Source organism: Catellatospora coxensis (genome assembly GCF_016862635.1).
Taxonomy (GTDB): domain Bacteria; phylum Actinomycetota; class Actinomycetes; order Mycobacteriales; family Micromonosporaceae; genus Catellatospora; species Catellatospora coxensis.
In genome coordinates, this window is record NZ_BONI01000001.1 from 258,313 (window position 1) to 270,969 (window position 12,657).

The window sequence follows — 12,657 nt, forward strand, 5'->3', positions numbered from 1 at the left end:
CGGCGGCATGAACCACACCAGCACCACCAGTACCACCCCTCACGCACAGCCAGTGTCACCGCGGCAGCCTCACCCCTCGTCGCTGCCGACGTACCGCAGATAGAAAACGAGCCTGGGTGCCTCCGAGCCGTGAGACGGCGCGGCGCCCCGGGTTCGCCGGTGCGGGACCCTCCCGCGCCGGTAGCGAGACGGCGGGTTCGTGAGCGCTTCCCCCCGGGTGATGCCCAGGAGCGTGTCCCGGACCCGGCCGAGACCTGGATCTAGCCGACGCGGCGGGGGTGAGCTGTGATAGTCGCAAGTCTGCTGCTCATCCTCGTTGCCGTTGTGCTGCTCGTGCTGGGGCTCACGGACGGATCGAGCGGTTTGCTCGTCGGTTCGATCGGCACCAGCCTGCTGGCCGCGGTCGCCCTCGTGGTGGGCGCACGTCAGGCCGCTGCCGCGCGTGCCGCGGCCGGGCTCCTCGACGATGACGAGGACGAGCAGTTCGAGGGTGACGAGGATGACGAACCGGTCGGCCGGCGTGCCGGCGGCCGGGCTGTGGTGCCGCCCCGGGTTCCCGAACGGGACGACTGGGACGACGAGCCGGTGCGCCAGCCGGTGCTCGGCCGCACCGACACCGAACCGATGTCCGCCGGATACCAGCAGACCGAGGTCATGCTGCCGGCGCAGGGCGCGGGCGGGCGGGCCGACGATTTCGACGACGAGGACCCGCCGGACGAGCCGGTGGCGCAGCGCGTCTCGCCGGCCGACGCGGCGCGGATCGCCCGGATGTCGGCGGACGTCCTGGTGATCGACGGGAGGCCGCGTTACCACGTGGCCGGGTGTGTGCACCTGCTGGGACGGCCGTACGAGCCGCTGCCGGTTTCCGAGGCCGTCGACCTGGGCTTCAGCCCCTGCGGTCTCTGCGAGCCGGACAGCGCGCTGCTGGCCGACGCGCGCCGGGTCTGACCGGCGCAGGTTCCACCGGTGTGCCCGCGATCTGTCCCGGGCGGGCACACCGACCGCGCGGCGCGCCGCCTTCACCGGCGGCGCGCCGGCGTGGTGCGCGGCCCAGGGCCCCGCAGGCTCGCCACGCCCCGCACCGCGGGCTCGCGGGCGCCGACTCCGGAGGTCCGCGACGTCGCCGTAACGTGCCTCCGGCACAATGGGTCATGGCGCGTGATCGGTCCTCCTCGGTGACGGAACCCGCGGTCGTCGCGGTCCGGGTCAAGCCGGGCGCGGGCCGGACCAGGGTCGGCGGCGCGTACCCGGGCCCGCACGGCACCGCCCTGATCGTGGCGGTGCAGGCGCCCGCGGTGGACGGCCGGGCGACCGAGGCGGCCCGCCGTGCGCTGGCCGAGGCGCTGTGCCTGCCCGCGGCCACGGTCTCGCTGCGCACGGGCCTGGCGAGCCGGGACAAGCTCTTCCTGATCGAGACGCCGCCCGCCGACCTGGCGGACCGCCTGACCGCGCTGCACGAGGCGGCTCGGTGATCGCGCACCTCGACATGGCCCTGCTGATCGGGGCCGCGGTGCTGCTCGTCGCGGTGGCCGCGGTGCGCTGGTCCACCCGCCTGGGCGTGCCCAGTCTGCTCGTCTACCTGGCCATCGGCGTGGTGCTCGGGTCGGTGTTCGGCCTGCGTTTCGACGACGCCGAGCTGGTGCGCCTGCTGGGCACCTGCGCCCTGGTGCTGATCATCGCCGAGGGCGGCCTCACCGCCCGCTGGACCACGCTGCGCCCGGTGCTGGGGCTGGCCGCCACGCTGGCCACGTTGGGCGTGCTGGTGAGCGTGGTGATGGTCACCGTGGTCGGCCACTTCCTGCTCGGCTGGGACTGGCGGACGGCCGCGCTGATCGGCGCGGTGCTGTCGTCCACCGACGCCGCCGCCGTCTTCTCCACGCTGCGCCGGCTGCGGCTGCGGCCCCGGCTGGTCGCCACGCTGGAGGCGGAGTCGGGCATGAACGACGCCCCCGTGGTGCTGCTGGTGATCCTGCTGTCGAGCCCGGCGGGCATCGGGCCGTGGTGGCAGGAGGCCCTGTTCATCGCGTACGAGCTGGCGGCCGGTGCGGTGATCGGCGTGCTGGTCGGCTTGGTGGGCCGGGAGTTGATGCGCCGGGCCGCGCTGCCCGCCGCGGGCCTGTACCCGCTGGCCGCGGTCGGCCTGACCGTACTGGCGTACGCCGGCGGGGCGGTCGTGCACGCCTCGGGCTTCCTGGCCGTCTACGCGGCCGGAGTGGTCCTCGGCAATTCCCGCCTGCCGCACCGCCAGGCGATCCTCGGCTTCGCGGACGGGCTGGCCTGGCTGTCCCAGATCGGCCTGTTCGTCCTGCTCGGTCTGCTGGTGTCACCGCCCGGCCTGGTCGAGATGCTGGTGCCCGCGGTACTGGCCGGGGTGGTGCTGACCTTCGTCGCCCGCCCCATGTCCGTGCTGGCCAGCGCGACGCCGTTCGGGGTGGGCTGGCGGGAGCAGCTGTTCCTGTCCTGGGCGGGGCTGCGCGGCGCGGTGCCGATCGTGCTGGCGACCATCCCGCTCGCGCAGGGGGTGCCCGGCGCCGAGGCGCTGTTCAACATCGTGTTCGTGCTGGTGGTGGTGTTCACCATGGTGCAGGCGGGCACCCTGCCCGCGGTGGCCGTCCGGCTGCGGGTGACCGCGCCGGGGGAGGCGACCGAGCTGCGCGTGGAGACCGCGCCGCTGGACCGGATGCACGCCGAGCTGCTGCAGATCGAGGTGCCGCCCGGGTCGGGCCTGGCCGGGGTGCACCTCGACGAGCTGCGGCTGCCGGTGGGCGCGTCGGTGACCCTGGTGCTGCGGGACGGTGTCGGGTTCGTGCCCGACCGCGACACACGGTTGCGAATGGGTGACAGTCTGCTGATTGTCGCCACCGAAGCGGTACGCGACGACGCCGAACGGCGGCTGCGGGCGGTGAGCCGGCGCGGCCGGCTGGCCCACTGGTTCGGAGAGGACGGCAAAGAACACGGGGACTAGGTGATATTGTCCCTTTTGCCAAATTCACCAGAAAGGGACGGTCACGCGGCAATGTCCGGCATGACCGCGATGATCCGTGCCTTTCCTGCGGATACTTCGGATGCTTCCGGGGTACTCACAGGAATTCGGCAGGCAGTGCGTGGCATGTTTGTGGACCGTCCATACGTTCCGTATTCTTGCCAGCCTATTGGAGTGCGCGGCGTGAGCCGCGCGCCCGTTTTGCATCTGGGGGACGCCATGGCCGAGAGGGCAGGCGGGAGCAAGACCGGAGCGGCGGCGAAGAAGGCCGTCGCGAAGACCACCGCGGCGCCGAAACGCTCCGTGAAGACAGTGGCCGCGGGGGCGGCCACGGCTAAGGGGGAGACGGTGACGGCTACCTCAGACACCACTGCCCGCAAGCGCGCGGCCGGCCCGGCCGCGCCCGAGCGGAAGACGGCGGCCAAGCCCGCCGCGGCGGCCGCCGACGCCAAGAAGTCGGCGAGCGCCACCCCGACCACCCGGCGGCGTGCCGCCGGGACGGAAGAGAATCCCCCTGCCCAGGCAACGCCGAGCGCCGCCACGTCCGCGGCCGAGGGAGCGACCATGGTCAAACCTGCCGAGTCCAAGACCGCCAGCCGTACGGCCGCCAAGGCGACCACGGTGAAGAAGGGTGATCGCAGCGCCGCGGAGACCGAGAAGATCCGCCTGGCGCTGACCGCGCGCCGCGACGAGCTGCAGGAGGAGTACGACCACACGCTCGTCGAGATCGCGGAACTGCAGCGCGACCGGCTCACCGACTCGGCCGGTGACGACCAGGCCGACACCGGCACCAAGACGTTCGAGCGCGAGCAGGAGATCACCCTCGCGAACAACATCCTGGAGCGGATCACCCAGGTGGAGCGCGCGCTGGAGCGCCTCGACGAGGGCAGCTACGGGTGGTGCGAGAAGTGCGGCAACCCCATCCCGGTGGAGCGGCTGGCCGCGTTCCCGTCCGCCACGCTGTGCGTGACCTGCAAGCAGCTGGAAGAGCGCCGCTAGGGCCCGGTTGCCGGCCGGGCGGGCCGACCCGGCATGATCGTATGAAGGGCGCAGCCGCGCCGTGACTTGGGGAGTGTGTCGGTGGACCAGGACAGCGAACGGGAACCGGAGCACTCCCCACGTCGGATCAGCCGCGGCGCGGCGTTGTCGACCCTCGTCGGGATGGCCCTGTTCGCGATCGTGCTGGACCTGGTCACCAAGGAGTGGGCGACGAAGCTGGACCCGCACGAGCCGATCAGGCTGCTCGGCGGCGCGGTCTACATGTCGCTGACCCGCAACAGCGGGGCGGCGTTCAGCCTCCTGGAAGACCACACCTACATCTTCCCGATCATCGCGCTGATCGTGCTCAGCGTGCTCGGCTACATGGCCCGGCGGCTGCGCTCGCTGCCCTGGGCGATCGCGCTCGGCATGATCATCGGAGGCGTGTTCGGCAACCTGGTCGACCGCGTCTTCCGCGCCCCGGCTCCGTTCCACGGGCACGTGGTCGACTTCATCAGCGTGTTCGACGCGCACGGCCGGGCCTTCCCGATCTTCAACGTCGCGGACATGGCGCTGGTCGGCGGCGTGAGCCTGGCGATCCTGCTGGAACTGCAGGGCCGCCAGCGCGACGGCAGCCGCATCACGTCCGAGAAGGACGCCGACGCCGACGACGAGCCTGCCCCGCCGGCCGCCGTCGGTTCCGAGCACGGGTCCCGGGCATGACGGCGAGGGGGGAGACCCGCTCCCTGCCGGTCCCGGACGGGCTCGACGGGATGCGGCTGGACCAGGCGGTGTCCCGGCTGTTCGGGCTGTCGCGCACCGCGGCGGCCACGCTCGTGGAATCCGGCGACGCCACCGTCGACGGCGTGCCTCGCGGCAAGTCCGACAAGGTCACCGGCGGCAGCTGGCTGGAGGTGACCCTGCCCGCCCCGCCCACGGCCCCCGCCGTGGTCGCCGAGCGGGTGGACGGCCTGCGGATCATCCACAGCGACGACGACATCGTGGTGGTGGACAAGCCGGTCGGCGTCGCGGCCCACCCCAGCCCCGGCTGGACCGGCCCGACCGTCATCGGCGGCCTGGCCGCGATGGGTCAGACCGTCGCGACCAGCGGCGCGGCCGAGCGGCAGGGCGTCGTGCACCGGCTGGACGTGGGCACCACCGGGCTCATGGTCGTCGCCAAGAGCGAGTCCGCGTACAGCGCGCTGAAGTGGGCCTTCAAGCACCGCGAGGTGGACAAGCGCTACCACGCCGTGGTGCAGGGACACCTCGACCCGCTGCGGGGCACGGTCGACGCCCCCATCGACCGCCACCCCACGCACGACTGGAAGTTCGCCGTGATGTCGGGCGGCAAGCCCAGCATCACGCACTACGACACGCTGGAGGCCTTCCCCTCCGCCAGCCTCGTCGACATCAGACTGGAGACCGGGCGCACCCACCAGATCCGGGTGCACTTCTCCGCTCTGCGGCACCCCTGCGTAGGCGACACCACCTACGGCGCCGACCCGACGCTCTCCGCCCGCCTCGGCCTGCACCGGCAGTGGCTGCACGCGCGGGAGCTCAGTTTCATCCACCCCGGCACCGGACAAGAGGTCCGGTTCGTCAGCGAGTACCCGCCAGATCTCGCGCAGGCTCTCACGCTGCTGCGCGAGGCTGGTTGACACGCGCTCGCGCCCCCCGCGCGAGGCCGGATGAAGGGACGCCGGATGCGCCCGCAAAGGTTCCTGCGGCATCTGGATCAGGTGATAGTGCCGCGGCTCGCGGGCGGCTTCGTCCGCATCGCGCGCGGGCGGCTGCGGTTGCGGCTGCTCACCGCGGCGGCGCTGGTCGGGGTCACCGGAGTGCTGCTGGCCGTGGTGTGGACCGCGCACCGCGGCACCACGGCCACCCCCGAGAGCACGCTCGGCGAGACGGTGCAGGTGGGCGTCGTGCAGGGGCAGTCGGTGCCGCTGTACGCCAGGCAGGCCCGCTCGGAGCTGGCCGGGCTGCTCAAGCGCCCCTCGGCCACGCCGGTGGAGACGTACGCCCTGGTCAGCCTCAAGGCATACCTGGCCCCCGAGCGGCTCACGCCGGTGCTCGGCGGCGTCTCGGTGGTCGAGGTCTACGCCCGCGTGCCGCTGGCCAAGACCCAGACCGCGTCGGTGCGCATACCCGCCTTCAAGATCCCTGAGGACGTGGTGGCCGGCATGAAGCAGGTCGCCGTGCGCAAGGACGCCGACGCGGCGGACTTCCAGGGCCTGGCCGGCAAGCTGACCACCGCGGACGCGGAGGAGGAGCGCCTGCGCGACACCTACCTGGGCGGCTCGGCGGTCGCCGAGGCCGAGGCCGAGGCCTACCGCACGGGCTGCACCTGCGTGTACGCCGCGGTGGTGCGGGCCACCCCGGCGGCGCTGGACCAGATCGCGTCCCGTCCCGAGGTGCGCGCGGTCGACCCCGCGCCCGAGGTGCGGCGCCTGGACCGGGCGGTCTTCCTGCCCCCGCTGCCGGAGCAGGTCGGCCAGCTGGACCCGTCCGCCTCGGCCACGCCCGCCGCCTCGCCGAGCGCGTCGCCCAGCGCCACGCCCGGCGCCGAGCCGAGCGCGGAGCCGAGCGAAGGTCCCGGGGACGAGCCCAGCTCGTCACCCCCGGCGTCGCCGCACGCGTCTCCGGTGGCTGAGACCAGCCCGGCCGAGGACGGCACGGTTCCGGCGTCGCCGGCGCATGCCCCGTCGGCGGCGGCCTCCGACGCGGGGCAGGGGTGAGGTCCCCCGCGGGTGTCCGCACCCTGCATCGAATGGCGTCGTTGAGCACGGGGAGACCCGGTTCGCAAGTGCTCTTCACCTCTTCTCGGCGGCAATCGGCCGTCAGGGTATGGAGGTGCGGGTGCCTGAACACATAGGGTGGTCAAGCCGGTGTCGGGGTGCGTAGCCTTGCACCGCGTTGATCATTGATCACTATGGCAGGGCGGGGAGGGCGCACACCGTGGAGCGCAACGGCCAGCGGGGCGACGGCCCCACGGCTTGGGGCCGACCCGGCGAGCTGACGCCCGCCGAGGCGACCTCACGCTGGCGGGTGCTGCTCGACCGGGCCCGCGCCGCACCGCCGCGCGACCCCGCCCCGGCTGAGCCGTACCCGGCCGGACCGGCCACCGCCACGCCGAGCGGGCCCGCGTACGGCGCGCCGGCCGGGCGGATCGACTGGCGTCCCGCGGCTCCGGCCGGCGACGTCGACCACGCCGTCTCGGTGCTGCGCCGTGAACTGGGCGGGCCCAAGGTGCTGGCGTTCGCCAACCCCAAGGGCGGGGTGCACAAGACCACCGCCACCGTGCTCGCCGCGGCGACCATCGGCAGCGTGCGCGGGCGCGGCGTGCTGGCCTGGGACGACAACGAGCTGCGCGGCACGCTCGGGCTGCGGGCCGGCAGCGCCCGGCACGCGCGCACCATCCGGCACCTGCTCGCCGACCTGCTGGAGATCGAGAACGCGCCGATCGGCGAGCTGAAGGACCGGCTCGACGACTACCTGCGGCACGCCTCCGACGGGTCGTACGACGTGCTGGCCGGCGAGGAGAACCCGCGCTTCGCCCAGCGGCTGGACCAGCACACCGTGCGCCGGGTGCTGGAGCTGCTGTGCCGCACCCACGACGTCGTCTGCGTGGACACCGGCAACAACGTGGAGAGCGCCAACTGGCAGACCGTGATCCGCGCCGCGGACCAGCTCGTCATCACGACGGTGCCGCGCGAGGACGCCGCGTTCACCGCCGACTGGATGATCGACCTGCTGCACGAGATCGGCCTGGGCAAGCTCGCCGAGAACGCGGTGACGCTGCTGTCCTGCGCCACCCCGGGCACCTCGCCGCTGATGGAGGACCTGCGCAAGCACTTCGCCACGCGCACCCGCGCGGTGGTCGTGGTGCCGTTCGACCCGGCCCTGGAGACCGGCTCGTCGATCGAGTACGGCGCGCTCCAGCAGACCACGAAGCGGGCCTGGCTGAACGCGGCATCGGCGATGATCGAACCCTTCGCCCGGTGACGCCGGGCACCCCGGGAGCGGCGGGTGGAACGCGTCGGAGCGCAGGACTAGGCTGAGCGGTACCGTCTACAAGCTGGGGGTGGGTACGCCGTGGGCGACTCTTTTGTGCATCTTCACGTGCACACGGAGTATTCGATGCTCGACGGCGCGGCCCGGTTGAAGGAGCTCTTCAAGGAGGCCAACCGCCTGGAGATGCCCGCCCTGGCGATGACCGACCACGGCAACATGTTCGGGGCGTACGACTTCTACAAGCAGGCCACCGCCGCCGGCATCAAGCCGATCATCGGCGTCGAGTCCTACGTCACCCCGAACACGCCCCGGCAGGAGCGCTCGCGGGTGCGCTGGGCCGACGGCGGGGAGAACGACGTCTCCGGCGGTGGCGCGTACACCCACATGACGATGCTGGCGGCAGACGCCGACGGCCTGCGGAACCTGTTCCGGATGCAGTCCAGGGCGAGCCTGGAGGGCTTCTTCTACAAGCCCCGCGCCGACCGCGAGCTGCTGCACGCGTACGGCAAGGGCGTCATCGCGACGACCGGCTGCCCGTCGGGTGAGATCCAGACCTGGCTGCGCATCGGCGACTTCGACAAGGCTGTGGCGGCGGCGGGCGAGTTCCAGGACATCTTCGGCAAGGAGAACTTCTACCTGGAGCTGATGGACCACGGCATCAGCATCGAGAAGGCCGCCCGCGAGGGGCTGGACCGGCTGCGCAAGCACATGAACCTCAAGCCGCTGGTCACCAACGACCTGCACTACACGTACGCGCAGGACGCCGACGCGCACGAGGTGCTGCTGTGCGTGCAGTCCGGCTCGACGATGGCCGACCCGAAGCGCTTCAAGTTCGACGCCCGCGACTTCTACCTCAAGTCGGCCGAGGAGATGCGCCGCCAGTGGGACGACCTGGTGCCGGGGGCGTGTGACAACACGCTGGAGATCGCCGAGCGGATCGGCGACTACAAGACGGTGTTCGCGCACCGCAACCTGATGCCGTCGTTCCCGGTGCCGGAGGGCTACACCGAGGAGTCGTGGCTGCGCGCCGAGGTGCACCGCGGCCTGCGCGACCGCTTCCCGAACGGGGTCCCCGAGGACCGGCTGCGCCAGGCCGACTACGAGCTCGACGTCATCTGCAAGATGGGCTTCCCGGGCTACTTCCTGGTCACCGCCGACCTGTGCGAGTACGCGCGCAAGGAGGGCATCCGGGTGGGACCGGGCCGTGGTTCGGCGGCCGGTGCGCTGATCGCGTACGCGCTGCGCATCACCGAGCTGGACCCGATGTCGCACGGCCTGCTGTTCGAGCGCTTCCTGAACCCCGACCGCGTCTCCATGCCCGATATCGACATGGACTTCGACGAGCGCCGGCGCGGCGACATGATCCGCTACGCGACCCAGCGCTGGGGCGAGGAGCGCGTCGCGCAGATCATCACGTACGGCACGATCAAGGCCAAGGCCGCGATCAAGGACGCGGCCCGGGTGCTCGGCTACCCGTTCGCGGTCGGTGACAAGATCACCAAGGCGATGCCGCCCGCGGTGATGGGCAAGGACATCCCGCTGTCGGGCATCTTCGACAGCAACCACCCGCGCTACCAGGAGGCGCAGGAGTTCCGGGCGCTGTACGACACCGACCCGGACACCAAGAAGGTCGTCGACACCGCCAAGGGCATCGAGGGCCTCAAGCGCCAGTGGGGCGTGCACGCGGCCGGCGTGATCCTGTCCGGCGAGCCGCTGATGGACGTGCTGCCGATCCAGAAGCGCGAGCAGGACGGCGCCATCATCACGCAGTGGGACATGGGCGCCTGCGAGTCCATCGGCCTGCTCAAGATGGACTTCCTCGGCCTGCGCAACCTCACCGTGATGGACGACTGCCTGGAGGGCATCAAGTCCAACCGCGGCATCGACGTCGTGCTCGAAGAGCTGCCGCTGGCGGACAAGCCCACCTACGAGCTGCTGGCCCGCGGCGACACCCTGGGCGTGTTCCAGCTCGACGGCGGCCCGATGCGCGCGCTGCTGCGCTCGATGGTCCCCGACGGCTTCGAGGACATCTCGGCCGTGCTGGCGCTCTACCGCCCCGGCCCGATGGGCGCGAACGCCCACAACGACTACGCCGACCGCAAGAACGGCCGCAAGCCGGTGGTGCCGATCCACCCGGAGCTGGCCGAGCCGCTGGAGCAGATCCTCGGCGACACCTACGGCCTGATCGTGTATCAGGAGCAGGTCATGGCCATCGCGCAGAAGCTGGCGGGCTACACGCTCGGCCAGGCCGACCTGCTGCGCCGCGCCATGGGCAAGAAGAAGAAGGAGATCCTCGACAAGGAGTACGTGCCCTTCTCCGGCGGCATGAAGGAGAACGGCTACTCCGACGCGGCGATCAAGACGCTGTGGGACATCCTGGTCCCGTTCTCCGACTACGCCTTCAACAAGGCGCACACCGCCGGCTACGGCCTGGTCTCCTTCTGGACGGCCTACCTGAAGGCCAACTACCCGGCCGAGTACATGGCGGCGCTGCTCACCTCCGTCGGCGACGACAAGGACAAGTCCGCGGTCTACCTGGCCGAGTGCCGGCGCATGGGCATCAAGGTGCTGCCGCCGGACGTCAACGCCTCCACCGCCCGGTTCACGCCGGTCGGCGACGAGATCCGGTTCGGCCTGGGCGCGGTGCGCAACGTCGGCGGCAACGTCGTCGAGGCGATCGTGCGCGGCCGCAAGGAGCAGGGCGCGTTCACCGACTTCTACGACTTCCTGCGCAAGGTCGACGCGGTCGCCTGCAACAAGCGCACCGTCGAGTCGCTGATCAAGGCGGGCGCGTTCGACTCGATGGAGCACCCCCGCAAGGGCCTGCTGTCGGTGCACGCCGACGCCATCGACTCGTTCATGAGCGTCAAGAAGAACGAGGCCATCGGCCAGTTCGACCTGTTCGGCTCGGCGTTCGCCGACACCGACTCGTCCGGTGCGGGCATGATCGTCACGCCGCCCATCCCGCCGGGCGAGTGGGACAAGACCGACCTGCTCGTCTTCGAGCGCGAGATGCTCGGCCTGTACGTCTCCGACCACCCGCTGTTCGGCCTGCAGCACGTGCTGAGCAAGGCCGCCGACATGTCGATCGCGGCGCTGAACGAGGAGGGCGCCGTCGCCGACGGGCAGATCGTCACCCTGGCCGGCATCCTCTCCGGTGTCCAGCGGCGCATCACCAAGCAGGGCAAGGCCTGGGCCTCGGCGACCCTGGAGGACCTGGACGGCGCGGTCGAGGTGCTGTTCTTCCCGAACACCTACGACCTGGTCGGGCAGTACATCGCCGAGGACGCCATCGTCGTGGTCAAGGGCCGCGCGGACCGCCGCGACGACCAGGCCAAGCTGATGGCGATGGACATGTCCATCCCGGACACCAGCGTCACCGACGACAACGCCCGGCCGGTGGTGGTCGCGCTGCCCGCCAACCGGTGCACCCCGCCGCTGGTCGAGCGCCTGCGCGAGGTGCTGTCGACCCACCCCGGCAAGGCCGAGGTGCACGTACGCCTCACCAACGGCTCGAAGTCGTCGACCTACCGCCTCGGCCCGATGCGGGTTGCCCCGGTCCCGGCGCTGATGGCCGACCTCAAGGCCCTGCTCGGCCCGTCCGCGCTGGCGGGCTGACCTAGGCGGACCCTGCGCGCGCCCGGGTGCGCTGCCCAGGGCGCGGCGCGCTTCGGCCATGATCGCTGTTCTCGGTCAGGAAGTCAGGTCCGACCCGAGCTTCTGACCGGAGACAGCGATCATCGCGCCAGAGCCTGCGGGCCGGCCGTGCGGTCAGACCGGGATGTCGGGGTGGTGGTTGCCGGCCTTCTCGGTGCGCTTGGACGCGGCGACATCGGTGTCGGTGGTGACGGTGGCGGCCTGGGTGATGTTGCCGCCCATCGACTCCAGGGCCGTGCCGACCTGCCGCCACAGGTTCAGGATGTTCGGCGCGATCTCCGAGTAGCCCTTGTCCAGGGCCTTGCCGACGTCGTCCATGCCCCACGGCCTGGCCTGCCCGGCCGACTCGATGCTCGCCCCGGTGCCGTTGCGCAGCGCCGTCACGTCCTTGCCGGCCGCCGTCATCCGGCTGCCCGCGTCGCGGGCCAGGTCGAGGTCGAGATGCGTGCCGTCGCCGCTGGGCCAGGCCATCGGGCGGATCGGGATCTCATCGCTCATCGCGCGGCTCCGGACGGTAGTCCATGATGTCGTCGTGCCGCTTGAGCAGGTCGTTCATGTCGTTGGTGCGCAGGAACGTCACCGCCCCGGAGTCCGCCGGCATCACCTCGGCCATCAGGCTCGACACCCCCGCGCCCGCGGCGTCGGCCGCCTTCGCGACCGTCTTGGTGATCTCCTCGGCGAGCCCCGCGGCACTGTAGGACCGCAGCGCGGCGGGCTCCAGCTCCAGCTTCACCAGCCGGCCGCGGGCGTCGACCGACACCTTGATCAGGCCGTCGCGCGACTTCTCGGTCGCCCGGTAGGCCTTGAGCTTGGTCTGCAGGTCACCCATGCCGTTGCGCAGCCGGGTGTACTGGTCGTGCACCTGCGCGAAGCGTTCCCGCAGCGCCCAGTTGGCGTCGCGATCGGAGCGTTGTGCCACGGCGGCTCCTCCCCTGGTACGGCCGGTGACGCCGACTCTAGCCCGGATCTGCACCCCTCGCCGCAACCGGGTTGGCGCGCTCTTGTCCGGATCGAGTAACTTACCC

The 12,657-nt window shown here is 71.7% G+C and carries 10 protein-coding genes and 1 pseudogene; 9 read left to right on the forward strand and 2 right to left on the reverse strand.

Annotation, left to right across the window (positions count from 1 at the left end):
* The first annotated feature begins 285 nt into the window (after positions 1-285).
* From Cco03nite_RS01180 to dnaE, 9 genes and pseudogenes are all read left to right on the forward strand, one after another.
* A complete protein-coding gene (locus tag Cco03nite_RS01180) occupies positions 286-948 on the forward strand; it encodes a hypothetical protein (RefSeq protein WP_203687986.1) in 663 nt (220 codons plus the stop codon).
* Positions 949-1,151: 203 nt separating this feature from the next.
* Positions 1,152-1,472, forward strand: a complete 321-nt coding sequence (locus Cco03nite_RS01185) for a DUF167 domain-containing protein (protein ID WP_203687987.1) — start codon at positions 1,152-1,154, stop codon at positions 1,470-1,472.
* 14 nt (positions 1,473-1,486) lie between these two features.
* Positions 1,487-2,965 (forward strand): potassium/proton antiporter, encoded by a 1,479-nt coding sequence (locus Cco03nite_RS01190; RefSeq protein ID WP_373314200.1) that lies wholly within the window; start codon positions 1,487-1,489, stop codon positions 2,963-2,965.
* A 582-nt stretch (positions 2,966-3,547) separates the two neighbouring features.
* Positions 3,548-3,982 (forward strand): TraR/DksA family transcriptional regulator, encoded by a 435-nt coding sequence (locus Cco03nite_RS01195; protein WP_203688058.1) that lies wholly within the window; start codon positions 3,548-3,550, stop codon positions 3,980-3,982.
* A gap of 81 nt (positions 3,983-4,063) precedes the next feature.
* Positions 4,064-4,684: a signal peptidase II gene (gene lspA, locus Cco03nite_RS01200; RefSeq protein ID WP_239167021.1), complete on the forward strand. Its 621-nt coding sequence runs from the start codon at positions 4,064-4,066 to the stop codon at positions 4,682-4,684.
* Positions 4,681-5,619 carry an RluA family pseudouridine synthase gene (locus Cco03nite_RS01205; protein ID WP_203687989.1) on the forward strand — a complete coding sequence of 313 codons (939 nt, stop codon included), beginning with the start codon at positions 4,681-4,683 and terminating at the stop codon, positions 5,617-5,619. Before lspA ends, Cco03nite_RS01205 begins: the two co-directional genes overlap by 4 nt.
* A 45-nt stretch (positions 5,620-5,664) precedes the next feature.
* Positions 5,665-6,699: a hypothetical protein gene (locus tag Cco03nite_RS01210; RefSeq protein WP_203687990.1), complete on the forward strand. Its 1,035-nt coding sequence runs from the start codon at positions 5,665-5,667 to the stop codon at positions 6,697-6,699.
* 328 nt (positions 6,700-7,027) lie between these two features.
* Positions 7,028-7,966: pseudogene (locus tag Cco03nite_RS01215) on the forward strand (MinD/ParA family ATP-binding protein); the annotation flags it as partial.
* Between the two features lie 90 nt (positions 7,967-8,056).
* Positions 8,057-11,593 (forward strand): DNA polymerase III subunit alpha, encoded by a 3,537-nt coding sequence (gene dnaE, locus Cco03nite_RS01220; RefSeq protein WP_203687991.1) that lies wholly within the window; start codon positions 8,057-8,059, stop codon positions 11,591-11,593.
* A gap of 153 nt (positions 11,594-11,746) precedes the next feature.
* Here dnaE and Cco03nite_RS01225 read toward each other — a convergent pair whose 3' ends face one another.
* Positions 11,747-12,130 (reverse strand): hypothetical protein, encoded by a 384-nt coding sequence (locus Cco03nite_RS01225; protein WP_203687992.1) that lies wholly within the window; start codon positions 12,128-12,130, stop codon positions 11,747-11,749.
* Positions 12,120-12,551, reverse strand: coding sequence for a YbaB/EbfC family nucleoid-associated protein (locus tag Cco03nite_RS01230; RefSeq protein WP_203687993.1), 432 nt, complete (start codon positions 12,549-12,551; stop codon positions 12,120-12,122). Before Cco03nite_RS01230 ends, Cco03nite_RS01225 begins: the two co-directional genes overlap by 11 nt.
* Positions 12,552-12,657 lie beyond the last annotated feature (106 nt).